20 protein-coding genes and 1 pseudogene are annotated in these 24,931 nt (G+C 62.5%); 14 read left to right on the top strand and 7 right to left on the bottom strand.

From position 1 onward, the window contains the following. Positions 1-47: 47 nt before the first annotated feature. Entirely contained in the window at positions 48-746 is a 699-nt protein-coding gene (locus tag X739_RS164450; RefSeq protein ID WP_015317429.1) for a B12-binding domain-containing protein, read from the bottom strand. Positions 747-1,034: 288 nt separating this feature from the next. Here X739_RS164450 and X739_RS164455 point away from each other — a divergent pair, with 288 nt between their 5' ends. The 9 genes and pseudogenes from X739_RS164455 to X739_RS1000000169885 all read left to right on the top strand — a co-directional run bounded on the left by X739_RS164455 (position 1,035) and on the right by X739_RS1000000169885 (position 9,860). Further along, positions 1,035-2,609, top strand: a complete 1,575-nt coding sequence (locus X739_RS164455) for a trimethylamine methyltransferase family protein (protein WP_023791780.1) — start codon at positions 1,035-1,037, stop codon at positions 2,607-2,609. Positions 2,610-2,706: 97 nt separating this feature from the next. Continuing rightward, positions 2,707-3,393 carry a 4Fe-4S dicluster domain-containing protein gene (locus tag X739_RS164460; protein ID WP_023791776.1) on the top strand — a complete coding sequence of 229 codons (687 nt, stop codon included), beginning with the start codon at positions 2,707-2,709 and terminating at the stop codon, positions 3,391-3,393. A gap of 38 nt (positions 3,394-3,431) precedes the next feature. Further along, positions 3,432-3,605: pseudogene (locus X739_RS164465) on the top strand (cyanate transporter); the annotation flags it as partial. 133 nt (positions 3,606-3,738) lie between these two features. Then, entirely contained in the window at positions 3,739-4,476 is a 738-nt protein-coding gene (locus tag X739_RS164470; protein ID WP_023791770.1) for a dienelactone hydrolase family protein, read from the top strand. A 97-nt stretch (positions 4,477-4,573) separates the two neighbouring features. Then, entirely contained in the window at positions 4,574-5,752 is a 1,179-nt protein-coding gene (locus X739_RS164475) for an NAD(P)/FAD-dependent oxidoreductase (protein WP_023791767.1), read from the top strand. A 118-nt stretch (positions 5,753-5,870) separates the two neighbouring features. Then, positions 5,871-6,431 carry an RNA polymerase sigma factor gene (locus X739_RS164480; protein ID WP_023791763.1) on the top strand — a complete coding sequence of 187 codons (561 nt, stop codon included), beginning with the start codon at positions 5,871-5,873 and terminating at the stop codon, positions 6,429-6,431. A gap of 2 nt (positions 6,432-6,433) precedes the next feature. Further along, positions 6,434-8,605, top strand: coding sequence for a VWA domain-containing protein (locus tag X739_RS164485; RefSeq protein ID WP_023791759.1), 2,172 nt, complete (start codon positions 6,434-6,436; stop codon positions 8,603-8,605). Between the two features lie 161 nt (positions 8,606-8,766). Beyond that, positions 8,767-9,462 (top strand): glutamine amidotransferase, encoded by a 696-nt coding sequence (locus X739_RS164490; RefSeq protein WP_023783108.1) that lies wholly within the window; start codon positions 8,767-8,769, stop codon positions 9,460-9,462. Between the two features lie 131 nt (positions 9,463-9,593). Continuing rightward, on the top strand, positions 9,594-9,860 hold the full coding sequence (locus X739_RS1000000169885; RefSeq protein WP_023769868.1) for a hypothetical protein: 267 nt from the start codon (positions 9,594-9,596) through the stop codon (positions 9,858-9,860). Positions 9,861-9,877: 17 nt separating this feature from the next. On the opposite strand, the gene bmt is transcribed toward X739_RS1000000169885, so the two are convergent. Continuing rightward, a complete protein-coding gene (gene bmt, locus X739_RS164500) occupies positions 9,878-10,930 on the bottom strand; it encodes a betaine--homocysteine S-methyltransferase (protein ID WP_084056045.1) in 1,053 nt (350 codons plus the stop codon). A gap of 69 nt (positions 10,931-10,999) precedes the next feature. Beyond that, positions 11,000-11,857 (bottom strand): helix-turn-helix transcriptional regulator, encoded by an 858-nt coding sequence (locus X739_RS164505; RefSeq protein WP_023791749.1) that lies wholly within the window; start codon positions 11,855-11,857, stop codon positions 11,000-11,002. A 230-nt stretch (positions 11,858-12,087) separates the two neighbouring features. On the opposite strand from X739_RS164505, the gene X739_RS164510 reads away from it, so the two are divergent. After that, entirely contained in the window at positions 12,088-13,098 is a 1,011-nt protein-coding gene (locus X739_RS164510) for a fatty acid desaturase (RefSeq protein WP_031251914.1), read from the top strand. A 93-nt stretch (positions 13,099-13,191) separates the two neighbouring features. Beyond that, entirely contained in the window at positions 13,192-14,019 is an 828-nt protein-coding gene (locus X739_RS164515; protein WP_023791743.1) for a PhnD/SsuA/transferrin family substrate-binding protein, read from the top strand. Here the strand turns inward: X739_RS164515 and X739_RS164520 are convergent. The 3 genes from X739_RS164520 to X739_RS164530 form a co-directional block, all read right to left on the bottom strand. Continuing rightward, positions 13,984-15,339, bottom strand: a complete 1,356-nt coding sequence (locus X739_RS164520; protein ID WP_023791740.1) for a Xaa-Pro peptidase family protein — start codon at positions 15,337-15,339, stop codon at positions 13,984-13,986. The genes X739_RS164515 and X739_RS164520 overlap by 36 nt on opposite strands. A gap of 7 nt (positions 15,340-15,346) precedes the next feature. Next, a complete protein-coding gene (locus X739_RS164525; RefSeq protein WP_023791737.1) occupies positions 15,347-17,917 on the bottom strand; it encodes an FAD-dependent oxidoreductase in 2,571 nt (856 codons plus the stop codon). A gap of 94 nt (positions 17,918-18,011) precedes the next feature. Then, positions 18,012-19,589: a trimethylamine methyltransferase family protein gene (locus tag X739_RS164530; protein ID WP_023791733.1), complete on the bottom strand. Its 1,578-nt coding sequence runs from the start codon at positions 19,587-19,589 to the stop codon at positions 18,012-18,014. A gap of 260 nt (positions 19,590-19,849) precedes the next feature. Here X739_RS164530 and X739_RS164535 point away from each other — a divergent pair, with 260 nt between their 5' ends. From X739_RS164535 to X739_RS164545, 3 genes are all read left to right on the top strand, one after another. Next, entirely contained in the window at positions 19,850-21,757 is a 1,908-nt protein-coding gene (locus X739_RS164535; protein WP_023791730.1) for a phospholipase D-like domain-containing protein, read from the top strand. Positions 21,758-21,925: 168 nt separating this feature from the next. Beyond that, positions 21,926-23,092: an MFS transporter gene (locus X739_RS164540; RefSeq protein WP_023791725.1), complete on the top strand. Its 1,167-nt coding sequence runs from the start codon at positions 21,926-21,928 to the stop codon at positions 23,090-23,092. 137 nt (positions 23,093-23,229) lie between these two features. Further along, entirely contained in the window at positions 23,230-24,357 is a 1,128-nt protein-coding gene (locus X739_RS164545; protein WP_245273774.1) for an MFS transporter, read from the top strand. A gap of 12 nt (positions 24,358-24,369) precedes the next feature. On the opposite strand, the gene X739_RS164550 is transcribed toward X739_RS164545, so the two are convergent. Beyond that, positions 24,370-24,918 carry a hypothetical protein gene (locus tag X739_RS164550; RefSeq protein ID WP_023769877.1) on the bottom strand — a complete coding sequence of 183 codons (549 nt, stop codon included), beginning with the start codon at positions 24,916-24,918 and terminating at the stop codon, positions 24,370-24,372. Between the last annotated feature and the right edge of the window lie 13 nt (positions 24,919-24,931).

Below are 24,931 nucleotides of genomic sequence, written 5' to 3'. Positions count from 1 at the left end.
CCGCGCTGCAAGGCGCGGCTTTTCTTTCGTCGCCCTGATGCCTTGGATCAGGCCGAAGCACGCACGTTGTGCTTGCGCTTCATGAAATCCTTGGCGGTCTCGACCGCCACCGCCGCGTCGCGGCAATAAGCGTCGGCGCCGACGGCCTTGCCGAATTCCTCGTTGAGCGGCGCGCCGCCGACCAGCACGACGTAGTCGTCGCGAATGCCCTTTTCCTTCATCGTGTCGATGACGACCTTCATGTAGGGCATGGTGGTGGTGAGCAGCGCCGACATGCCGATGATGTCGGGCTGGTGCTTTTCGATCGCGTCGAGATACTTCTCGACCGCGTTGTTGATGCCGAGATCGATGACGTCGAAGCCCGCACCCTCCATCATCATGCCGACGAGGTTCTTGCCGATGTCGTGGATGTCGCCCTTGACGGTGCCGATCACCATCTTGCCCTGTTTCGGCGCGCCGGTGGCGGCGAGCAGCGGACGCAGGATGAACATGCCGGCCTTCATGGCGTTGGCGGACAACAGCACTTCCGGCACGAACAGGATGCCGTCGCGAAAATCCTCGCCGACGATACGCATGCCTTCGACCAGCGCCTCGGTAAGCACCTTGTAGGGCGCCCAGCCGCGCTCGAGGAGGATATTGGTGCCTTCCTCGATCTCTTCCTTCAGCCCGTCATAGAGATCGTCGTGCATCTGCTGCACCAGCTCGTCGTCGGAAAGCTCGGAAAGGATGATCTCGTCGTCGGACATTTTTATCCAGCTCCTCACGGCATCGCGACTGTGTCGCAAGGCACAAAATATTGGTGTTCATACCTAACCCGCAACGGGCGGGTATCCATAGCTGATTTGCGACTTCCCGCAAAAGGAAAGCGACTGGAAAATCTATCGGTTTTCTTGTCGATTTTGCGACAGGCGTTGGCGCGGACGGGCCGTTTCGAATAGGGTGCATGGCTACGATCCGGGCAAAGCCGCGTCATGCGGCTGCAACGGTTACGGACCAGCCATAGTCAGGCAGGCCATATTCAGGGAAGAGCGATCATGAGCGAACACGCGGCAGTCGACCAGGAAGCGTCAAACGCGCGCCGTGGGCGCGGCGCCAGCGGCGGAGCAGCGGCCAGGCGTGCGGCGCGCTCCGGCGGCGGCCCCGGCACCCAGCTCACCTACATCAAGCGCAAGATCAACGTCTACGAGGTGCTGAACGAGGAAGGCCTGGCGCTGATCGAGAAGAACACCGACACGGTGCTGGAAGAGATCGGCATCATTTTTCGCGATGACGCGGAAGCGCTGCAGCTCTGGAAAGAGGCCGGCGCCGACGTCAAGGGCGAGCGCGTGCATTTTCCCAAGGGACTCTGCCGTTCGCTCTTGAAGACCGCCCCCCCCATCTACACCCAGCATGCCCGCAATTCAGAACGCTCGGTGCAGATCGGTGGCAATGCGACGGTATTCGCACCGGTCTATGGTCCGCCCTTCGTGCGCGATCTCGACGGCGTCAGGCGCTACGCGACGATCGAGGATTTCCAGAATTTCGTGAAGCTTGCCTACATGGCGCCGTCGATCCACCATTCGGGCGGCACGGTATGCGAGCCGGTCGACGTGCCGGTCAACAAGCGCCATCTCGACATGGTCTACGCGCACATCAAATATTCCGACAAGCCGTTCATGGGTTCGGTGACCGCACCGGAGCGCGCCGAGGACACGGTGGCGATGGCCAAGCTCGTCTTCGGCGACGACTTCGTCGAGAACAACACGGTGCTGACGAGCCTGATCAACGCCAACTCGCCGATGGTGTTCGACGAAACCATGCTCGGCGCCTTGAAAGTCTATTCGCGGCATAACCAGGCCTGCATCGTCACGCCGTTCATCCTGGCCGGCGCGATGAGCCCGGTGACGGTCGCCGGCACGCTGACGCAGGTCCTGGCCGAAGTGCTGGCCGGCGCCTCGTTCACGCAGCTGATCCGTCCGGGCGCGCCGGTGCTGTTCGGCACCTTCGCCTCGTCGATCTCGATGCAGTCGGGCGCGCCGACCTTCGGCACGCCGGAGCCGTCGCTGGTCTCCTATGGCGCGGCACAACTCGCCCGCCGGCTCGGCTTGCCGTTCCGTACCGGAGGCTCGCTCTGTGCTTCGAAAGTTCCGGACGCACAGGCAGCCTATGAGAGCGCCAACACGCTGAACTCGACCATTCTCGCCGGCACCAATTTCGTCCTGCATTCGGCAGGCTGGCTCGAAGGTGGACTGGCCTCCTGCTACGAAAAATTCATGATGGATATCGACCAGCTCGGTATGACCCAGAAATTCTCCGAGGGCGTCGACCTGTCGGAAAACGGCCAGGCGATGGACGCCATCCGCCAGGTCGGCCCGGGCAGCCACTATCTCGGCTGCGACCATACGCAGGCCAATTTCCAGACCGCATTCTACCGCTCGTCGATCGCCGACAACAACTCCTACGAGCAGTGGCTGGCCGAGGGCCAGAAGACCGCACCGCAGCGCGCCAACGATCTGGCGCGGCGCTGGCTGGAGGTTTACGAAGCGCCGCACCTTGATGAAGGCATCGATGAAGCCTTGAAGGATTTCATCGCCAAGAAGAAGGGGTCGATGCCCGACGCCTTCACCTGAAAGGAGCCCGAGTCAGGCGGGGCTAAAGTCGCCAACATCATTCACAAGGAAGTCTGGCGGAGCGCCTTCTCCGATCCGGACAAGAAGGGATGACTGCATGCGCGGCATGATCGACGAGATCACGGCCGCGCTTGGCGCCAACGGCCTCATCCTGCGTGGCGGTCTTCTTTTTCGCGATGACGACAGTATTCCTGATGGCGCCTCGGGTCGGCCGGCAAAGTCTGTCCTGCTGGTAGGGCAGGCGGGTGCCGCGCGTTGGCCGCATTTCCTGCGCTGGCGGCAGCAACAGCCACGGGCGATCGCCGATCCGCTCGACACCTGGTCGCGGCAGGTCATTGGCGACGTGGCGCAAGAGTTTGGTGCCCGCGTCGTTTCGCCGTCGGACAAGCCTTACCTGCCGTTCCAGCAATGGGCTGTTAGGGCGGAAGGGCTGAAGCCGTCCCCGCTCGGCATCCTCATGCATCCGCAATACGGGCTTTGGCATGCTTATCGCGGCGCGTTGCTGTTCGAGGAGGAGATAACGCTTCCGGAATTTCGGGAGACGATCCATCTTTGCGACACATGCGTCGACAAACCTTGTCTGAAATCCTGCCCGGTCGACGCTTATTCGACGGATGGTTTCGCCTACCAGGCCTGCCTGGCGCATGTGCGGGGGGCGAATGGCGAGCCGTGCCGCAGTGGCGGTTGCCTCGATCGCAAGGCCTGCCCCTACGGCTCCTCCTATCGCTATCCGCCGGAGGTTCAGGCGTTTCACATGGCTAGTTTTGCACGGGCCGCCACCTGATTTATACCCCCGCCAGACAGGCTACGCCGATGGGCGCCTTGACCGCGACCGGTCCGCTTCTGGTGGGACTGATCCGTGGCTGGACCGGCAGTTTTTCGGTATCGGCCTTTCTGTTCGTCGCGCTCGGTCTTGGCGCTGCCATCATGGGGTGCGGCGCCGGCCGTGCGCAGCATGTCGGAGCCAGGACCATACGCCTCGAGGGCCAAAGCTGATCGAACTTTCCGCAGGCAGCCTGCAAGCGCATCACGCGATTCCGCACGAAATGTTGACTATCGGGCTCAGGGAACGCCTTGCCGTGGCGGCGTGCGCGGATATGTATCGCGCATCTGGCAAACGGAGCAGGCAATGACGAAGCAGGACCTTCACATCAAGACCCGTGACGGCGTGGCGAAGGCGGGCCTGTTCCGCTCGGCCAAGGTCTCTTCAGCCAAGGCCGGTGTCATTCTCTACCAGGATGCCTTCGGTCCTCGCCCGGCGCTTGACCAGATGGCGGAACGGCTGGCGGTCGAGGGCTATGCGGTGCCGGTGCCCGATCTATTCTATCGCAATGCTCCCTATGGGCCGTTCGACGCCAAGACCGCCTTTGTCGAAGAAAAGACAAAGGCGCCGCTGATGGCGCTGGTCACCGGTACGACGCAGGAAATGACCATCAGCGACAGCGCCGCCTTTGTCGACGCGCTCGCCGGCGAAGGCGTCACGGGACCGATCGGCACTGTGGGCTATTGCATGGGCGGGGCACGGGCGCTCAACGCGGCCGCGACCTACCCCGAAAGGGTCAAGGCCGCCGCCAGTTTTCATGGCGGCAACCTAGCCAGCGATGCCGCCGACAGCCCGCACCGCAAGGCGGCTTCCATCAAGGCGCGCGTCTATGTCGGGATGGCGGGCGTCGACCGGAGTTTTCCACCGGAGCAGTCGACCAAGCTGGCCGCGGCGCTGAGGGCGGCGGAAGTCGACCATCTGCTGGAGAACTATGTCGGCATGGCGCATGGCTGGTGCGTGCCCGACCACAGCGTCTACGACGAAGCTGGAGCCGAGCGTCACTGGAAGCGGCTGACGGCGCTGTTTGCCGAGACACTGACCTGAGTCTCGCGTCTGTTCTCGCCTGTTGGCTGCCCAATCCGTTCGCGGTATCAGGGCGTCTCGCTGAATGAGCGGGAGCCGCGCGGGAACGATCAACCTTATGCAATCCTATGATGTCGTGATCATCGGCGCCGGCGCCGCCGGAATGATGTGCGCCTTGGAAGCGGCCAAGCGCGGCCGTTCGGTGCTGATCCTCGATCATGCGGCGGCACCTGGCGAAAAGATCCGCATCTCCGGCGGCGGCCGATGCAATTTCACCAACATCCATGCGAGCCCGAAGAATTTCATCTCGAGGAATCCGCATTTCTGCATCTCGGCGCTCAGCCGCTATACGCAGCGCGATTTCATTGCGCTGGTCGAACGCCACGGTATTGCCTATCACGAGAAGACGTTGGGGCAGCTGTTTTGTGACGGCTCCGCGCGCCAGATCATCCATATGCTAGTCTCGGAAATGCGGGGCAGGGGCGCCGAGCTGGTATTGTCGACCCGCGTCGAGACTATCGGCAAAACCGCGGAAGGGTTTGAACTCACCCTCTCCACCGGCTCGGTTTCCTGCCAGTCCCTCGTCGTGGCCTGTGGCGGCAAGTCGATCCCCAAGATGGGCGCGACGGGCTTCGGCTACGAGCTTGCCGAGCGGTTTGGCCTTGCCGTCGTCGAAACACGGCCTGCACTGGTGCCGTTGACCTTTGACGCAAAAACGCTTGAGCGGCTTTCGCCCCTGGCCGGAAACGCGGTCGACGCCGAGATTGCCTGCGGCAAGACGCGATTTTCCGAAGCGATGCTGTTCACGCATCGCGGCGTCAGTGGGCCATCCATCCTGCAGATATCCTCCTATTGGCGCGAGGGCGATGAGATCCGCATCGCCATGCTGCCGGGCACTGATGTGGCTGAGCTCGTCCGCGCCGCCAGGCGTGGCAATGGCCGGCAAGCGGTGCAGACCGTGCTGGCGAATCATCTGCCGAAACGGCTGGCTCAGGCGATAGCCGAGCGAACCGGGCTAGACGGCAACCTCGCCGACCTTTCCGAGGCCCAGATCAAAACAGTCGAGGTCGCGGTCAACGACTGGCGCATCAAGCCAGCCGGTTCGGAGGGCTACCGGACGGCCGAAGTGACGCTCGGCGGGGTAGACACCAACAGCCTCGACCAGAAGACGATGCGGGCGAAGTTGATGCCGGGCCTGTTCTTCATCGGCGAGGTCGTCGACGTCACCGGCTGGCTCGGCGGCTATAATTTCCAATGGGCGTGGTCGTCGGGCTGGGCGGCGGGCCAGGCGTGTTGACGTTCAGGCGAGGCCGGCCTGCCTGACTCGACACGCCCCAGACACAAACGTCCAATTCGAGAAAAATCTTTCCATCCCCCCAAGGATTAGCCATTAGCCTTCGTCCAACAGGCAAATGATGGCGATGATGCTGGATGAGAGCGAAGCCTCCGACGCCGAACTGATCGGGCGGGCGAAGGGCGGAGACAGAGAGGCCTTCGGCAAATTGCTGGAGCGTCACTACGACTTCGTCTATCGCGCCGCCTATCGCTGGTGCGGCAAGAAGGCCGATGCCGAAGACATCGCCCAGGAAGTCTGTGTCAGGCTGGGCAAGGCAATCCGCGATTATCGCGGCGGCGGCGCGTTCACGACATGGCTCTACACCATGACGATGAACGCGGCGCGCGACACGATGCGCAAGACCCAGCGCGAGACGGTCAAGACCGAGGCCTATGGCGTCCATGCGCTGATTTCGGGCGACGGCCCGGCCGAGGGTGAAGACCCGACCGAGGCGTTGTGGGCGGCGGTGCGGCAATTGCCGGACAAGCAGCGCGATGCGGTAATGCTTGTCCATGGCGAAGGCTTGAGCCACGCGGCCGCCGCCGAGGCGATGGCGATCTCGGAGACGACGGTTTCCTGGCACATCCATGAAGCGAAGAAACGGCTGAAGACGTTGATGCGTTCAGCCGGGGAAGTGTGACCATGGTCGACGACAACGAACTCAGAAAGCTGAGCAATGCAGCGGTACCGGCGCCGGGCGAGAGCGCGAAGGCACGCGCCTTCGAAGCCGCCCTGCGCGCCTACGATCAGGAAAATATTTCCCCCGTCACCCAAGGATCGGCTGGCGGCCTTCGTCTCACGGAGCGAGCACAAAAGCTCTGGAGCGAGATCATGCAAAAGAAACTCATTGCCACGCCGGCCCTTGCCGGCCTCGTCGCCCTGCCGATCGCCGGGTACGCCACCTTCCATATGCTGAGGGAACAGCCGTGGCCGGTCGGCGGCGACGAGAAGATCACCGAGACGCTGGCCGACAAGCCGGCGACGCTGAAGACAACCACCGCCGAGCCGAAACAGGCTGCCGCGGCGCTGGAGAAGGACAAAAAGGCAGACGTGGACGTGGAAAGCCGCGATGCCAGCGGCGACGCGCTTGCGCCACCAGCTTCTCCGCCACAGTCGCAGACGACTGCCGTCGGGGGCTTGGCACCGCAGGATGGACGTACGCAAAACGTGACGCCGAATGCTGACGCCCCGGCAACAGTTAACGAATCTCAGTCGGCCACCTTGCGGGCTTACAAGCCAGCACCGGCCCCCAAAGGTGAATTCGCATTGGATGGCACGACAAGCGCGCCGTCGCGAGTTGCTCGCATGCCGGCTGCCGAGCCCAAGCTTATGTCCCCGCAGCAGCCGGCGGCCATCCCGGCCGACCAGGTGGCGCCGCAGGAGGAAAACCGCGACCGCGTCCAGGATTTCAAGACCAATCCGGTGCACGCCGCATTGGAGGACCCGGTCTCGACCTTCTCGATCGATGTCGACACCGCGTCCTATTCCTTCGTGCGCGGCTCGCTGAAGCAGGGGTACCTGCCGCAAGCCGACACGGTTCGCGTCGAGGAGATGATCAATTACTTCCCCTATGACTGGAAGGGGCCGGACTCGGTATCAACGCCGTTCAACTCGACCGTCAGCGTCATGCCGACCCCGTGGAACGCGCACACCAAGCTGATGCACGTCGCCATCAAGGGTTTTGACGTCAAGCCGACCGAGCAGCCGAAGGCCAATCTGGTCTTCCTGATCGACGTGTCGGGCTCGATGGACGAACCGGACAAGTTGCCGCTGCTCAAGTCGGCGTTCCGGCTGCTGGTCAGCAAGCTGAAGGCCGACGACACCATCTCGATCGTCACCTATGCGGGCGATGCCGGCACCGTGCTGATGCCGACAAAGGTTGCCGAGAAGGACAAGATCCTCAATGCCATCGACAATCTGCGGCCCGGTGGCTCGACGGCAGGCGAGGCCGGCATCAAGGAAGCCTACAAGCTTGCCCAGCAGTCCTTCATCAAGGACGGCGTCAACCGGGTGATGCTTGCCACTGACGGCGACTTCAATGTCGGCCAGACCGATGACGACGACCTGAAGCGGCTGATCGAGAGCGAACGCAAGACCGGCGTGTTCCTGTCGGTGTTCGGCTTCGGCCGCGGCAATCTGAACGATGAAATGATGCAGACCATTGCCCAGAACGGCAACGGCACCGCTGCCTATATCGACACGCTGGCCGAGGCAGAGAAGGTGCTGGTCGAGGACGCGTCCTCGACGCTGTTCACCATAGCCAAGGACGTGAAGATCCAGGTCGAGTTCAACCCGGACAAGGTCTCCGAATATCGTCTTATCGGCTACGAGACCCGGGCGCTTAACCGCGAGGATTTCAACAATGACCGCGTCGATGCCGGCGATATCGGCTCGGGGCATTCGGTCACCGCGATCTACGAGATCACGCCCAAAGGCGGTGGTGGTGAGCAAATCGATCCGCTACGCTACGGCCAGGCGACGGTCAACAATGGCGGCGTTGCCAATGCGGACGAATATGCCTTCGTCAAGATCCGCTACAAGCTGCCCAACGAGGATGTCTCGAAGCTGATCACCACGCCGGTGACCTCGGCCAACGAGGTCGCGTCCTTCGACCGGGCGAGTACCGACCAGCGTTTCTCCGTCGCGGTCGCGGCCTTCGGCCAGAAGCTGCGCGACGAGGATGCGACCGGGAAGTTCGGCTACGACAAGATCATGGAGATTGCCACCGCCGCCCGAGGAGCCGACCCGTTTGGGTACAGGTCCGAGTTCCTTTCGCTTGTGCGCCTTGCCTCGGCGCTGGGCGGCAACCGGTAGTGGCGATGACGGCCGGTTTCTTTCAGATGACGGGATCGTTCTGATCACCGGCCGACGGGCGGGTGAGGCAGGCCGGCTAGGGATCTTTGCCCTTGCCGGCCTTTTTTTCGTTGCGCCATGCTTGTCCGCCACCCATTCTGGCGAGCGGGAGGCAGAGAGCAATGAAGAGACGTATTATCCTGGTGCGGCACAGCGACGAACCTGCCGACGACCGTGTGTTCGCCTACCTCCAGCAAAGCGGCTACGAGCCCGTCTTGCGTCGAGCCTATGCCGGAGAGGTGCTGGACGTTGATGAGGATGTCGCGGGCGGCGTGGTCTACGGCGGAATGTACAATGTCTACGACACGTCATTGCATCCATTCTTGCTGAACGAGTACCGATTTATCGACTTCTGCATGAGCTCCGATATCCCCTTGCTCGGCATCTGCCAGGGCGCGCAGCAGATCGCCTGGCATCGCGGTGCTCATGTCGGTCCGCCGGTTAGCGGCGTGCACGAATTTGGCTGCTATCCACTCTACCCGACAGAGGGAGCGGAGGATTTTCTGTCCGAGCCGATCCATGTCACGCAATCACACTGGCACGGCTTTGAATTGCCTGAAGGCGCTCGGCACCTTGCTTCGAGCGCCTCGTTTCCCAACCAGGCTTTTTGCATTGGCGATAAGATCTACGGACTGCAGTTCCATCCGGAAGTCACGCCTACAGGATTTCGACGTGTGCAGGACCGCCCGACCGCGAACTATGACAAGCCGGGCGCGCAGACGCGTGAAGAACAGGATCGTCTTATAAGCCTGCATGATGCAGCGCAGGCCTCCTGGTTTAACGGGTTCCTGCGTAAACTTTTTCCGCCTTTGATCTAGTTGGTCGACGACGATACTGCCGCAAGTTGGAGCGATCCGCACGGGATCGTTAAATTGCTCGGCATTTCCGGTACCGGATCGCAATTTCCTCTCGCTACACCGGTCATGTCTAAGGCTTGAGGGAGCCGGAATTGAAAATCACAACCACCGCCAACCCGACTCCGCCGGCACGTGATGCTTCGGCGGGTTTATCACCGTCAGCCGAATCCAGACGCATCAGCGACGATGTCGCGCAGGCGCGCCACACCGCCATGTCGGCGCTGACCAATGACCGCTTCCGCGCCATGCTGGAGCAGATTTCCGATCCGAGCGCATCCGGCGCGCTGGCAACAATGCGCGGCGACAACGTGGTTGATTTCAAGTCGGCCCTGTCAAGCTACGCCGACAACAGCGAATAACCGCAAAGGAAATCGCGTCAGGCGCGGCTGCGCCGCCGCTCGCGGCGGGCTTCGCTGGTTTCGGCGGTGTTTGCCGTCGCCACCTTGTTGCGCATCGGGCCGATGCGCTCGACGATTTTTTCGACCGTCGGGCGATCCGCCCTGGTGTGGGCGTCGAGCGCCTTGCGCATCGCGGCCAGGTGCTGGAACGAGGTGCCGCAGCAGCCACCGATGATCTTGGCTCCGCCATCCACGGCGAGCCTGACATAATCGGCCATCAGTTCCGGCGTACCGGAATAGTGGATCTCGGTGCCACGGAATTCGGGAATGCCGCAATTGCCCTTGACGATGACAGTCGCCTCCGGCTTGGCCTCGGTCATGTCGAGCAGCGAGGCCAGGATGTCGGAAGCGCCGACGCCGCAATTGGCGCCAACCCCGAGCGGTGCTTGCGACAGGCCGTCGGCGACGCCGTGGATGTCTTTCGGCAGCAGGCCCATCATGGTGCGACCGGCGGTGTCGAACGAGCCGGTATAGGTGTAGGGCAGGCCGACGCGTATGGCGGCTTCGGCTGCCGCGCGGATCTCGCCGGGCGCCGACATCGTCTCGATCCAGGCGACTTCGGCGCCACCCTCCTTGAGACCCTCGATCTGCTCGGCAAAGGCGTCGACCGCCTCGTCATAGGTCATGGCGCCAAGTGGCACCAGCAATTCCCCTGTCGGACCGACCGAGCCGGCGACGATCACCTTGCGGCCGGCCTTGTCGGCGACGGCGCGGGCGATCTCGGCTGCGCGCTTGTTCAGCGCATGCACGCGGTCCTGCGCATGGTGCAGTTTCAGCCGGTGGCGGGTGCCGCCGAACGAGTTGGTCAGGATGATGTCGGCGCCTGCGTCGACGAAATTCTGGTGCAGGCTGGTGATGGTGTCGGGCGCGGTTTCGTTCAGCAGTTCCGGCGCCTCACCGGCCTCCAGACCCATGGCGAACAAATTGGTGCCCGTGGCGCCATCGGCCAGCAGCACGCCCTTTTCAGCCAGCAACGCATCGATCGGATTGCTCGTCATCGGATTGGCTTTCGTGTCTTGGAATTCGAACATGTCTGGAAATTCGAATAAGGATATAAAGAAGTCTTTATGTCTAGTCAATGAAAATGCGGCGCTGAGTGCTCAGGCAGAGGCTGATGCGAACGACATACCGGCGAGGTTGCGTGCAAAGGCTGCCGCTTCGTGCGGATTAATGTCGGCGGCGCGGATCAGATTGTCGAAATGTCGGGTCAAGGCCTGGACCGGCTGAGTGGCGTTCAGCACCACATACATGTCGCCGACATAGATCGCCGCGCGATAGGGGCCGAAAATGGTCAGCGGTATGGAATAGCGCATGCGGCCGTCATAGAGGAACAGGCGGAAGGTCGGATAGAGGTCGTCGAGCAGCGTCGCCATATGGGCAAGCTGCTGCTGCCGGTCGGCCGCCGGGAAACGGTCCCACACGCCGAGACCGCGGGCGAAGATCTCCAGCGTGTGGCGCGGCATGCAGACTTCCATGTCGGTTTCCGGCCGCCGGTTGTACTCGATGCGGTATTGCGTTTCGCTGGCCTGCGCCAATCGGCTCCTGTTGGTGATGTTGGCCTCATAGTCGACGAGGGCGTGGGTGCGCAGGAGATCGGGAATGCCAGCAGGCACATAGCGGATCTTGGTGCCCGCCGCTTCCGCGAACCATTTGGCGAGCAGCGTGCGGTCGAAACCGTCGGGCGCTTCCTCGATCTCAAGGCTCTCGCGGATTTCGCCGGTCACGCCTTCATCCTGGCTGAGGCCAAGCAGCCAGTCTAGCGACACTTTGAATTCGGCGGCGATGTTCAGAAGCGTTTCGGCACGTGGCAGGCGGGTCGAGGCACCCGACATCAGTTGCGACAACGCCGACCTGTCGATGCCGACTGCTGACGCGAAAGCCGACTGGTTGAGGTCGGATCGTGTCAGGAGGAGCTTCAGACGCTCCCGGAAGATCGTCGACAGATCGCGCTTGTCCATGGCCTCGCCCTTATCCTCCGTAGGAAAAATTTGCGCCGGAGCTAAGCTAATTGGTGCCCGAGGCGTAAATGAATCCCTAAGATTGTTTACAATGTGCAACATATGCGGTCAAGAAGGCGCAATCGCAACATTTTGTGCACTTTGTCGCGTTGAGTGGAATCATCTCTCCTGACACAATGCTGTCAGGAACCAGTTGGGGTTCCGGCGACTGAGGGACAGTGGTCGATAGCATGGCTGGCAAGAGCATCCGTCGAAGCAGCAGATCGGCCATCGAATGGCCGACGGTGGTTCTCGCTCTCTTCTGCTACGGGACATGGTTCGCCGCCGGCTTCTTCCTCTGGCCATCGTATCCCACAGCAGCGCTGATCGTCATGGCCGTCACGTTGGCATTGCAATCCTCTATCATGCATGAGGTGCTGCATGGGCACCCGACCCGCAACGGCCTCGTCAATGAAGCTTTCGTCTTCTTGCCGATCGGCCTCGCCTGGCCGTTTCGCCGTTTCAAGACTATTCACCTGCGCCACCATGCGGACGAGCGGCTGACCGATCCTCTCGACGATCCCGAGAGCTATTATCAGGCGCTCTGGATGCACGAAGAAATGCCGCCGCTGATGAAATTCGTGCTGAAGGTCAACAACACCATGGCAGGTCGCCTCGTCCTGGGGCCATGGCTGTCCTGCATCGGCTTCTTCATCGATGACGCCAAGCATGTGATTGCCGGAGACAAGGCGATCGGCAAGGCCTGGCTGCTGCATGCGATCGGCCTTGCCGTGGTGCTGCCGGTCGTGCAGTTCGGCTTTGGCATGCCGGTTTGGCTCTATGTGTTGGTGCCGGTCTGGCTCGGCCAGTCGCTGATCTCGATTCGCACCTATGCCGAGCACCAGTGGTCGGAGCATCCGGAAGGCCGCACGGTGATTGTGGAGCGCTCGCCGCTGTCATTCCTGTTCCTCAACAACAATCTGCACTTCGTCCATCACAAGAGCCCGACCATCGCCTGGTACCGGCTGCCGAAGCTGTTTCGTGACCGGCGGGAGGAATGGCTGCGGATGAACAATGGCTATGCCTATCCGAACTATTTCGCGCTGCTCAGATCCTATGCCTTCAAGGCCAAGGAGCCGATCGTGCATCCGGTTCTGCGGCGCGCGCCCGAGCCGGGCAGGGCGTTCAAGCCGCGCGTCAGGGCGCGCAGCATCAGTGGGCTTGGCAGCGCGCCGGTTCCCGCCGAACCGCCCAAGGAATAGTATCCGCGTGTAGAGTGGATACCGTGTCGGCCAATTCTGATTGGGCGCCGCGTTTTTGCGATCCTTTATCCCGGCATGGTGGTTTGATATCGCATGAGCGAATTGATTGCGGCGTTGCCGATGTATGACTGGCCGGAGGCGCGCGACGAGGTCGATGCCCAATGGGCGTCGTTGCGCGATGCCTTCCGGCGAAAGGGTATCGATGCGCCGCAATCCATCGTGCGCCGCAATGGCGACCTGCCGCCGGTGCCGGGCGGCATTCGGGACGGCGAAGGTAAACTCGTCGCGCCCAATCCGACGACCCTGCCGCCGGACGAACTCGATTTCCACAAGCTCTGGATGCATCCGGCGCTGCTGTTCGCGCAGACCTGCTGGGGGCCGATGGAACTCGGTCTGTCCCGGCATGTGCAGGTGGTCGGCCAGCCAAGCTATGATGCCTATGAAGGCGGCCAGGGCGAACTTTATTCGAGCGCGCTGGTGATGCGTTCGGGCGAGGGGCCGGAGGTTCGGTCGCCCGCCGATGGCAAGGCCTTGCTGCCGCTCGACCTCATCCGGGACAGGCGCTTCACCTTCAACAGCCTCGATTCCATGTCGGGCATCATCGCGCTGACACGCGACCTGAAAGCGGCCGGCGAAAACATGACCATATTTTCATCGCGCAGCGAAAGCGGCGGTCATCGCGACTCGATCGTGGCGGTCGCCGAAGGCAAAGCGGATGTTGCCGCGATAGATTGCGAAAGCTGGGCGCTGGCACAACGTTTCGAGCCGGCGGCGAAAACTGTAAGGATCGTCGGCTGGACGGGAAGGCGCAAAGGCTTGCCGTTCATCACCGCCAGGACGACGCCGGAAAAAAACGTGCGCGCGATGCGTGAAGCCCTTGCCGGGCTAGCCGAGCAGCCTCCGATCCAACGGGTAGGTTGAAAGCTTTTCGTTGCCGGTGTCGGTGATCAGGATCTGTTCCTCGATCTTGACACCCTCTCGACCGCCAAGCCGGCCGATATAGCTCTCCACACACAGCACCATGCCCGGTTCCAGCACGCCGTCGGGTGTATCGGATGTCCAGTCGCTGGCATGCGGCAAGGTCGGATATTCGTCAGCCAGTCCGACGCCGTGGTAGAGCACGCCGTAGCGAGTTGGGAAGCAGTCTCGAGGCGGTACAGCCGAGCGTCCGACCAGATCGCGGAACGAGACGCAGGGCTGCATCAAAGCGGTGTTGTACTCGATCTGGTCGGCGGCGATGCGGAACAGGTCGCGCTGTTCGTTGGTCGGCTTTGTGTCGCCACAGAGCCAGGTGCGCGAGAGATCGGCGCAGAAGCCGTAGGGGCCGATCAAATCGGTATCGAAGGCGACGAGATCGCCCGCCTCCATGATCCGCGACGAGCATTCCTGGAACCATGGATTGGTGCGCGGTCCCGACGTCAGCAGCCGGGTCTCGATCCATTCGCCGCCGCGCGCGATGTTGCCGCGATGGAGTTGCGCCCACAAATCGTTCTCGGAGATACCGGGCTTGAGCGCCTGTTCCATCTCGCCCATCGCTGCCTCGCAAGCGACGACGGCGCGGCGCATGGCAAGGATTTCATCCGGCGATTTGATCAGCCGCGCGTTTTCCATCACCGCCTCGCCATTGCCGATGGAAATGCCAAGGCGGTGGAGTTCTTCAACACCTTCCGGATTGATGTGGTCGACGGCGATGCGGTTGTTGCCGCCGCCATGTGCCCTGACCAAATCGGCGATACCGGCGGCCCAGCGGCGGACTTTCTGCTCGGTCAGTTCCCCACCATAGAGGTACATCCACGACACCGCCGGCCGCACTTCGTCGACGATGCCGGAATGATCGGACAGGTGCTCACAGGAAAAGTAGTCGAACAGCACCACCGGACCCTCGGTGGCCACGAAGCAATGCCGCGTCGGATTGTGCGCGACCCAGAGCTGCATGTTGGTCGAGTCGGTCGCATATCGGATGTTGACGGGATCATAGAGCAAGGCGCCGGCATAGCCGCGGCGCTTCAGCTCGGCGCGGATGCGATCGAGCCGGTATTTTCGCATTGCCGGCAGGTCGGGCGCGGCAATACCCGCCGCCGCCCATTCCGCTTCGGCTTGCGCGCCATAGCCCAGCACATGCTGGTTGAGCGAAGCCGCCTTTTCGCGGGAGGCATCGCGCAACGCCTCGATCGAGCCTGATACAAACGGCATGATCTTGCGATGGCGGCCGAAGCTTCCCTTTGGCGCCCCGCTGTCCATCGGGCCCTCAGGTCCGCATCTTCTCGCCGCTTGGGTCGAAGGGCGCCTCGACATTGATGCGGGCCGGGCGCCGAGACCCAAGAATCTCGATCTCGAACAGGCCCGCGCTTTCATCCTCGGCAAGGGCGGCCGGCACATAGCCTTGCGCCATCGACTTTTGCACGTAATGCGCATAGCCGCCCGACGTCACCCAGCCGACCACGCGCCAGTCGCCGTCGACGATGCCGCGCACGGCGGACGCGCCTTCGGCGGCCTTCGAGCCACGTATTTCCTTGCCTGATGTGTCGAAGCGCGGCGCGCCGTAGCCATGCGGCTTTTCAACCGTGCCGTAATCCTTGCCGACCTTGGCCCAGATAGGCTCGTCGCCCATCACGTCGGCATCGGCGGCATCGACGATGAAGGAGACGCGGCGCAGTTTCGGCCCTTGCGCCTGTTCCTTGGCTGCGGCTTCACGGCCGATGAAATCGTTCTTCTCGAGCTTGATGAAGCGGTCCATGGAGCCTTCGAACGGCCCATAGATCGGCCGCAACTCACGGAACCAGGTCGGGAAATTTTTTTCCAGGCGCATCGACAGCAAGGCGCGCATGCCGAAATCGACGATCCCGAATTCCTCGCCGGCGTCCTTGATCGCCTTGTAGACAAGGCGCTCATAGGCTGGGGCCATCCAGATCTCGTAGCCGAGGTCTCCGGTATAGGTGATGCGGTTGACCAGGCAGGGCGCGCCGCCGACCGCCATCTTGCGGAAGTCCATGAAGCGGAAAGCCTTGGTCGAGATGTCGACATCGACCAGTTTTTGCAAGAGGTCGCGCGATTTCGGGCCGGCGATCGACAGGCCGACCAGTGTCTGGTCGAAACGGTGGATGCGCACCGAACCATCCTTGGGCAGGTGCTTTTCGAACCAGCGCATGTGGTATTTCTGCGCGGCCGACGAGCCCCAGATCATGAAGCGGTCTTCACCGGCCTTGGCGATGGTGAAGTCGCCGATCAGCTTGCCGAACTCGTTGATCATCGGTGTCAGCACGATGCGGCCGGTCTTCGGCATGCGGTTGGTCATCAGCCGGTTGAGGAACTCTTCCGCGCCGGGTCCCGACACTTCGTATTTGGCGAAGTTGGCGATCTCGGTGACGCCGACGCGCTCGCGCGTGGCGCGCACTTCCTCGCCGATCGGACCAAAGTCGTTGGAGCGGTGGAAGGAGACGACGTCCTTCGGCTCGCTGCCCTTCGGCGCGAACCAGAGCGGGGTTTCGAGGCCCCAGGAGTCGCCCATCACGGCATTGTTGGCGAGCATCGTGTCGTAGAGCGGCGTCGTCTGTGCCGGGCGGGCAGCCGGCAGTTCCTCGTTGGGGAATCGGATGGAGAAGCGGCGCGAATAGTTTTCGCGCACCTTGGCGTTAGTGTAGCGCAGCCCAGCCCATTCGCCGAAGCGGGCGACATCCATGCCCCAGACGTCGAAGCCCGGATCGCCATGCACCATCCAGTTGGATAGAGCAAGGCCGACGCCGCCGCCCTGGCTGAAGCCGGCCATGACGGCGCAGGCGCACCAGAAATTGGTCAGGCCTTGCACAGGGCCGACCAGAGGATTGCCGTCGAGCGCGAAGGTAAAGGGGCCGTTGATGATCTGCTTGATACCGGCCTTTTCGATGCCAGGGAAATGCTTGAAGCCGATTTCCAGCGACGGCGCGATGCGGTCGAGATCGGGCGGCAGCAGTTCATGGCCGAAGTCCCACGGCGTGTTGACCGGCGACCACGGCTTGCAAGCCTTTTCATAGGTGCCGAGCAGGATCCCGTTGCGCTCCTGGCGGGTGTAGATCTCGCCCTTGAAGTCAAGCACACCGATCATTTCGCGGCCGGTCGACTTGTTGAACTCCTCGACCTCCGGCATCGGCTCGGTCAAGAGATACATGTGCTCCATGGCCAGTACCGGCAGCTCGACGCCGACCATGCGGCCGATCTCGCGCGCCCACAGACCGCCGCAGTTGACGACGTGTTCGGCGTGAACCGTGCCCTGTTCGGTGACGACGTTCCAGGTGCCGTCCGGCTGCTGTGTCAGGTCGACCACGCGGTTGCGCAGCACGATTTCGGCGCCGAGTTTTTTGGCCGCCTTGGAATATGCAATGGTGGTCCCGGAGGGGTCGAGATGGCCTTCGACCGGATCCCACATGGCGCCGACGAAATTGGTCTCATCCATCAGCGGGAACATCGCCTTGGCCTCGGACGGCGTGATCAGTTCGGTGTCCATGCCGAGATAGCGGCCTTTGGCGTGGGCAAGGCGCAGGAAGTCCATGCGCTCGGGCGTATCGGCCAACATCACGCCGCCGGTCAGGTGCAGCGAGCAGGACTGGCCCGAAATCTCCTCGATTTCCTTGTAAAGCTGGACCGTATAGGCCTGCAGCTTGGCGACGTTCGGATCGCCGTTCAGCGTATGGAAGCCGCCGGCCGCATGCCAGGACGAGCCGGAGGTTAGCTCCGAGCGCTCGATCAGCATGATGTCGGTCCAGCCGGCCTTGGCCAGGTGGTAGAGCACCGAGCAGCCGACGACGCCGCCGCCAATGACAACCGCTTTAACGTGGGATTTCATGAGGATAGTTCCGTTTTCGTGTAAACTGAATCAGATATTTTGAAGACCCCGACCCGCTTTGCAGCGAAACCGAACGGCCCGGAGAATGGTCTGTCTAGAAATCGGTCGGCGCGCCGCCTTCGGTCGTGCGCTTCGCAACAAAGGCGTTGAGCTCCTCGCGGATGGCGGGATCCATGTAAGGCTCGTCATAGGAGGCCAGCCGCTCTTTCCACACCTTGTTGGCCTTTTCCATTGCCGTTGGCGAGCCGGCTTCCGCCCAGGTTTCGAAATTGCGCCAGTCCGAAAGGATGGGCGAATAAAACGCGGTCTTGTAGCGGTCTTGCGTGTGCTGGGTGCCGAAGAAGTGGCCGCCGGGGCCGACCGACTGGATGGCGTCGAAGCCGAGCGCTTCAGCGGAAAGGTCAAGCGGGGTCAGGAATTCGGCAACCATCTGCAACAGGTCGATATCCAGAATGGTCTTCTCGTAGGAACAGCGCAGGCCGCCTTCTAGCCAGCCGGCCGCATGCATCATCAGGTTGCCGCCGCCCTGGACAGCGCCCCACAGCGAAAAGACGCTCTCATAAGCTGCCTGCGCGTCGACGGTGTTGGCGGCGCAGGTGTTGGAGGTGCGGTAGGGGATCTTGTAGCGGCGAGCGAGCTGGCCCCCGACCAGTTGCGCCTTCATGTATTCGGGCGTGCCGAAGGCCGGTGAGCCGGACTTCATGTCGACATTGGAGGTGAAGCCGCCATACCCGACCGGTGCGCCCTTGCGCACCATCTGGGCGAAGGCAATGCCGGACAGCGCCTCGGCATTCTGCTGCACCAGCGCCCCGGCGATGGTTACGGGCGCCATCGCTCCCGAGAGGGTGAAGGGTGTCACGATGACAACCTGGCCCTTGCTCGACATCTGGATGATGCCTTCCATCATCGGAACGTCGAGCTTGAGCGGCGAATTGGTGTTGATGATGGTGAAGACGGATGGTTCCGCGAGCAATTGCTCATGGCTGATGCCGCGCGCGATGCGGGTGATCTCGATGCCGTCGACATTGCGCTCCTTGCCGAGCGAATAGATGTGGAACACCTTGTCGGTCAGCGTGGCGAGGTCGCGGATGCATTCGAGGTGACGAACCGATGGGTGGATGTCGGTCGGCTCGACCGGATAGCCGCCCGTGCAATTCAGGATGTTGTGCATCTGCGCCAGCCGCAGGAAATTGCGATAATCCTGCTGGTTGCCGGGCCGGCGGCCACGATCGATGTCGGAGCAATTGGGCGCCGAAGCCATCATCGAGATGATCAGATTGTCACCGCCGAAGCGCACATTGTGCGCGGGGTTGCGGGCATGGATGGTGAATTCGGACGGGCAGTTCGACACCAGTTCCAGGATCATGTCGCTGTCGAAGCGCACGCGCTCCGAGCCCTCGCGTACGTCGGCGCCATGCGCCTTCATGATGCTGCGTGCTTCGTCGTGCAGGACGTCCACGCCAATCTCGCGCAACACCCGCAAGGAGGCGAGGTGGATCGATTCCAGCTCATCCTCGGACACCAGCTTGGTCGGCGTCAGCGGATTTTTCAGTTGGCGGAAAGCCGGCTGCTCGAACGCGGCCGAGCCACCGGCGCGTTTGCCGGCGCGACCGCCACGGCGGGCACGGTCGGGCGCCAATGCCGGTTCTGAGGGTTGTAGGGCGGCGGTCATGATGGTCCTCGTAGGATGCGATAACGGGCGGCATAATGGACCGGCGCCCCTCCGGCCATTGCGGAGGCGGCGACCACTAGAGCGAGGGAAGCGACATGCCGGAACGGCAGCCGGGTGGCCGCGACATCCGCCCTGGCCACACCGGCGCGCCGGCAGGCGCCTGAATGAGGCCGTCGGATGGTGCAGATTTAAAAAGACGTTACAGTACCGTCTTTTACTTCTGACATACTTGCGCGTTGAACTGTTTTGGAGGGACAGCCATGCCTGACGTCGTCAAAGTGCGTGCCGCGACAAACAACGAAGTCGCGTTCCTTTCCTGGGATCTTGACGGGATGATCCCAGGCTGCCTCGGTTTCGAGATCGTGCGCCTCTATCCCGATACAGGCGAGGAGCGTTGCCTTGCGTCCTGGGTGCCCTTCAAGGGTCAGCGCAATGCCCGATGGATTCCGCAGGATACGGGTGTCTGGCCGGTACAGAAGACATTCTGGCGCGATTTGACTGTCAGACGCCGCCGCGACAGCATAGACGTCAGGCCGGACGGCGAAATGATCGCCTACCGCGTGCGTCCCGTTGGGGGCATGAAGCCGGGCCTCGATCCCGTGCCGGTGCGCCCCGATCAGGTCGTCGGCGGCAAACCCGCCTATACCGGACCGGCGCGACCCCTTGGCTATCTCGGGCAGGGCGCGGTCAGTCCGCCAATCTTCCTGGGCCAAATGTTCGGCAAGGCACGCGTTGCCTTCACCAACGGCGTGCTTTCGACGCAATGGATGTCTCATGCGCTGGCGGAAGCCGGCATCAAGGTCGGCCAGCGCGACAAGATCAGGGCGGTGCTGCAAGACCCGACCAGCAAGATCCGCGCCTATCTGCATGGCGACGTGCCTGACGTCCTGACCAGCCTGTTGAAACGGGCCAAGGCCGAAGGCGGCACCGTCAGGCTTGCGCTCTATGAGCTCGGTGACGACGAATTGTGCGACGCCATTATCGCGGCCAGGGATGTAGTCGAAGTCATCCTGTCCAATTCGGGCAGGGATGACCAGACCAAGGCCTGGGATGCCGGCAACGCACCCTACAGGAAGCGTTTGCACAATGCTGGGGTCGTGGTGACGGACCGCCTGTTCAACAACAACCATATCGGCCACAACAAGTTCGCCGTCTACCGCGACACCCAGGGCAATCCGCAAGCGGTTATGACCGGCAGTACCAACTGGACGTCGACTGGCATATGCGGCCAGTCCAACAACGCTTTTGTCCGCGACGATCCGGCGATGGCGGAGGTATTCGATGCCTATTGGGAACGCATGAAAGCCGATGTGTTTCCGCCACCGGCTTCGGAAAGTGCTGCCGGCCACGTCGTGCAGACGCAGGGCGTGCCGTTCCGCAAGGAGAACCACATGCCAAACCCGCTCAACGGCGCCTCGGTGGTGTTGGACGGCATGACGGTGTGGTTTTCGCCCAACGATCCGACCCGCAACAAAAAGGACATTTCGGTGCGTCCGGTTGACCTCCAGGACGTCCTTGCCCGCATCAAAGCGGCGAAGCGGGCCGTGCTGTTCCTGGTGTTCAACCCTTCGCTGCTCGGCGAAAATTCGATCGTAGACCAGGCGGTTGCGGCGGCGAAAGCGGATCCGAACCTCATCGTGCAGGGCGCGATCAGCGACGAGACGGCCATGCCCAACTATGTCGCTCCGACCAAGGATCCGGTCACCCACAAGTCGAACAAGGACGGCAAGTCGCCCTTTGTCTATCCGGAGAAGGTCTGGGAGGCCCCGAATGTCTCCATCGTAAGGGCGGCGAACCTGACCGGCGCCACGATTGCCACCGATTTCCAGGCCGAAGTGCTCACCGTCGGCCACGCGATCGTGCACGACAAGATCGTTGTCATCGATCCGATGGAGGACAACGCCACCGTCATTACCGGCAGCCACAACCTCGGTTACAAGGCGTCCTACGAAAACGACGAGAATTTGGTCATCGTGGAAGGCGACAAGACCTTTGCCGCGGCCTATGCCGTGCACATGCTCGACGTCTTCGACCACTATAAGTTCCGGGCTTGGCGCAGGACGATCGGCAAGGGGCCGTCCGATGCTGATGGGATTGCCATCGACGACAAGTGGCTGAAGCCTTATGCGGACGGCAAGAAAGGCGCAATCGCCCGCTACTTCCCGTAGCCATCGCGTCTGCATCAAAGATTCGTTCATTCGGGACCGATTGGCGTCGGTCGGTCGGTCGATTTCCTTGGTGCAAGCGGATCTCCGGTCCGGCTCTTCTCTTTCTCCGGTCGAACCAGTAGCTAGTCTTGCTTGCTGGCCGATGGCCGCACTCACATGGATGACGGCATGGTCGCGACCGGCTCGAGCGAAGGCGAAGCGGGAACGCAATGGGCGGCGCTCGCGGGCGTCACCGCCGCGTTGGCCATGTTCGGAGCGGCGCAAGGGTTGAGCTCGCCGCTGTTCACGCTCCTGATGCAGAAGCAAGCCATGTCGCCCGCCCTGATCGGCCTGTCGGCGGCGATGATGCCGGTTGGCCTCATCCTTTCGGCCTCTTTCGTCCCGGCTGCCGTGCGGCTGTTCGGGGCGCGAAATCTGGCGGTTGGCTGCTCGCTGATCGGGGCGATGTGCTTCCTGGGCATCGGTTACCTCCAGAATTGGGTGGCCTGGTACGTCATCCGATTCATCATCGGCATCGTCATCAACCCGCTCTATGTGCTGGGCGAAGTCTGGGCGCTGTCGCTGGCGTCGCCGTCGCGGCGCGGGCGAGTGATGGGCGTGTTCAACACACTAATGGGCGCCGGCTATGCCGCCGGCCCCTTTACGCTCACTCTGGTCGGCATCGAGGGCTGGGCTCCCTTCAGCGTCGGCATCGTCGGTTTCCTGCTCTGTGCCATCATTTTGCGCCTTGTCTCCTCGAAGCTCGCCGGTTTCGAGGATGACGGCCAGCCTGCCGGCAGTTTTGTCGGTTTTGCCCGGCTGGCGCCGGCGCTGTTGCTGGCGGTGCTGGTCTCGGCCGCCGTCCAGCAAAGCACCTATGCCCTGGTTCCTGTGTTTGGGGCCGGCTATGGCTTGCCGGAGGCGGTGCTCGCCGCGCTGGTGATGTCGCTGTCGCTGGGCAACATCCTTCTGCAGATTCCGCTCGGCCTGCTCGCCGAACGCTTCGGTGGCCGACCGATGATCCTGGCCTGCGCCGTCGCGACGACCATATGCGCTGTTCTGCTCCCGCTGCTGATCACCACACCACTGATCTGGGGCGTGCTTCTGGTGATGGGCGCGGTCGGCTACGGTGTCTACACGATGGCACTGGTCGAACTCGGCAGCCGCTTCAAGGGTTCGCTGCTGGTCACCGGCAATGCGGCGTTCGCCTTGCTATGGGGCGTCGGCGGTATCGTTGGTCCGCCGGGCGCGGGCCTGCTGATGCAGGCGATCGGGCCGGTGGGGTTGCCAACCGTGATCATTGGCCTCGACGCTTTGCTGGTCGCCTTCGCGCTCTATAGATCGGCCAACCGCTGAGGCTCCTGACAGGGTTTGGCTGGAGCCGGGCATCCGTTCGGGCCGCGGGGCTTACCGCCGCCGGGCCGAACCGGTAAGTCTGCAACCGCGACAGCAGTATGGATCTTGAACTGGTGGACACGAGAAGCGACGAGACGATGCAATGGGCGGCGATCACCGGTGTGATCGCGACCGTGTCCGTTTTCGCCATCGCGCAGGGCCTTTCCTATCCGCTGCTGAGCTTCATCCTGCAGCGCCAGGGCGTCTCGCCGGCGATGATCGGACTGTCGGCTGCCATGACGCCGATCGGGTTCATCGTCTCGTCGCCAATCATTCCAGCGCTGGCGAGGCGGTTCGGAGCAGGGCGCACGGCTCTCACTTGCGCGGCGCTTTCGGCTGTCGTGCTGGCGCTGATCGGCTGGACGCAGAACGTCTATCTCTGGTTTCCGCTGCGCTTGCTGATCGGCGCCGTGACCAACCCGCTCTATGTGCTGAGCGAAATCTGGGTGATCGCCCTGGCGCCGCCGGCCCGGCGCGGCCGCATCATGGGCCTCTATTCAACGATCATTTCGGCCGGCTTCGCCGCCGGCCCGCTCTGCCTGCTCGCCGTCGGCACGCAGGGCTGGCGCCCGTTCCTCGTCGGCATTGCCGCCTTCGTGCTCTGCGGCTTCTGCCTGGCGTTGGTGGTCAGGCGCCTGCCCAGGGTGGACGAGGCCGGGCACCAGGTTTCGGTAATGGGTTTCATGCCTCTCGCCTGGCTGCTCCTGTCGGCGGTGGTCGTGGCCGCCGGCTTCGAGCAGGCGGTGCTGGCGCTGCTGCCCGTCTACGGCACGCATCATGGCATCGCGGAGGCTCGCATGTCGGCGCTGCTGTCGGTCATGATCGCCGGCAACATCGCCATGCAGGTTCCGCTTGGCCTGCTGGCCGAGCGGCTGACGGCCCGTCTCGTACGCTTCATCTGCGTACTGCTGACGCTGTTTGGCTGCGTGCTTTTGCCGATGCTGATCGAAACGCCGCTGATCTGGCCTTGCGTCTTCGTCTGGGGGGCTGTGTCCTACGGCATCTACACGATGTCGATCATCGAACTTGGCGAGCGCTTCACCGGTTCGGCGCTGGTTGCCGGCAATGCGGCATTCTCCCTTATGTGGGGTGTCGGCGGCATTCTGGTCCCGCCGCTCACCGGCGGCGTGATGGATGTGCTCGGCGCGGGTGGCCTGCCGGCCACGCTTGGTGCGATCTGCGCCATGCTCGCAGGCGCCACCGTCGTTCGAAGACGAGTTGTTTAGCCCTTGCCTGAACTATCGGGATGCTCCCGAGCTGCTCCGCCGCCTGAAAATAGCCCAAAGGTCACAATCGGCATGATGCTCTTCGGGGTACATCTCATGTAGCAAATTCCGAATGTTCACGGCTCGATCGAAGTCATCAATCAGTCCGACGCTGGATAGCTCTGCGTTTGCAAATACGTCGGCGAATCCGCCGCAATTGCTCAATGCGCTGGTGCCGACATCCTTGTCCAGCAAGTCATAGCCCATGAAGGCGAACTCATCCCAACCGAGTGAGCGCACGTCCACCGTGGGTCCGCGGATAACCCCAAGGATATTGAGGTTGCCGGTATCGGGCAGTTCCGAGAGGAGGAAATCCAGGTCGACGAAGAAATTGAGCATGTTGTCTTCGCAGACGATGTGAGCCCAGTGGTGATCCTTGATTTGTGGGAGTGCAAACGGGCAAAGTATCCCGTCGAGTGTGACCACCTCGGTTAACTGAGTGAGGCCCGACCACTCGATATACTCATTCCATCCGCTCCCGGATGGGCCAAACTTTTCCATCGCAATGTAAAGTTGTTGCATGGGTGTCCTCGCG

The organism is Mesorhizobium sp. LNHC209A00, from assembly GCF_000502915.1.
In the GTDB taxonomy this organism is placed as follows: Bacteria; Pseudomonadota; Alphaproteobacteria; order Rhizobiales; family Rhizobiaceae; genus Mesorhizobium.
This window is presented reverse-complemented; position numbering and strand designations above follow the sequence as displayed.

Bases quoted from the DNA above. Each gene is read 5' to 3' on its own strand.
- X739_RS164450 (WP_015317429.1), bottom strand. From the start codon at position 746: ATGTCCGACGACGAGATCATCCTTTCCGAGCTTTCCGACGACGAGCTG.
- X739_RS164455 (WP_023791780.1), top strand. From the start codon at position 1,035: ATGAGCGAACACGCGGCAGTCGACCAGGAAGCGTCAAACGCGCGCCGT.
- X739_RS164460 (WP_023791776.1), top strand. From the start codon at position 2,707: ATGCGCGGCATGATCGACGAGATCACGGCCGCGCTTGGCGCCAACGGC.
- X739_RS164470 (WP_023791770.1), top strand. From the start codon at position 3,739: ATGACGAAGCAGGACCTTCACATCAAGACCCGTGACGGCGTGGCGAAG.
- X739_RS164475 (WP_023791767.1), top strand. From the start codon at position 4,574: ATGCAATCCTATGATGTCGTGATCATCGGCGCCGGCGCCGCCGGAATG.
- X739_RS164480 (WP_023791763.1), top strand. From the start codon at position 5,871: ATGGCGATGATGCTGGATGAGAGCGAAGCCTCCGACGCCGAACTGATC.
- X739_RS164485 (WP_023791759.1), top strand. From the start codon at position 6,434: ATGGTCGACGACAACGAACTCAGAAAGCTGAGCAATGCAGCGGTACCG.
- X739_RS164490 (WP_023783108.1), top strand. From the start codon at position 8,767: ATGAAGAGACGTATTATCCTGGTGCGGCACAGCGACGAACCTGCCGAC.
- bmt (WP_084056045.1), bottom strand. From the start codon at position 10,930: ATGTTCGAATTCCAAGACACGAAAGCCAATCCGATGACGAGCAATCCG.
- X739_RS164505 (WP_023791749.1), bottom strand. From the start codon at position 11,857: ATGGACAAGCGCGATCTGTCGACGATCTTCCGGGAGCGTCTGAAGCTC.
- X739_RS164510 (WP_031251914.1), top strand. From the start codon at position 12,088: ATGGCTGGCAAGAGCATCCGTCGAAGCAGCAGATCGGCCATCGAATGG.
- X739_RS164515 (WP_023791743.1), top strand. From the start codon at position 13,192: ATGAGCGAATTGATTGCGGCGTTGCCGATGTATGACTGGCCGGAGGCG.
- X739_RS164520 (WP_023791740.1), bottom strand. From the start codon at position 15,339: ATGGACAGCGGGGCGCCAAAGGGAAGCTTCGGCCGCCATCGCAAGATC.
- X739_RS164525 (WP_023791737.1), bottom strand. From the start codon at position 17,917: ATGAAATCCCACGTTAAAGCGGTTGTCATTGGCGGCGGCGTCGTCGGC.
- X739_RS164530 (WP_023791733.1), bottom strand. From the start codon at position 19,589: ATGACCGCCGCCCTACAACCCTCAGAACCGGCATTGGCGCCCGACCGT.
- X739_RS164535 (WP_023791730.1), top strand. From the start codon at position 19,850: ATGCCTGACGTCGTCAAAGTGCGTGCCGCGACAAACAACGAAGTCGCG.
- X739_RS164540 (WP_023791725.1), top strand. From the start codon at position 21,926: ATGGTCGCGACCGGCTCGAGCGAAGGCGAAGCGGGAACGCAATGGGCG.
- X739_RS164545 (WP_245273774.1), top strand. From the start codon at position 23,230: ATGCAATGGGCGGCGATCACCGGTGTGATCGCGACCGTGTCCGTTTTC.
- X739_RS164550 (WP_023769877.1), bottom strand. From the start codon at position 24,918: ATGCAACAACTTTACATTGCGATGGAAAAGTTTGGCCCATCCGGGAGC.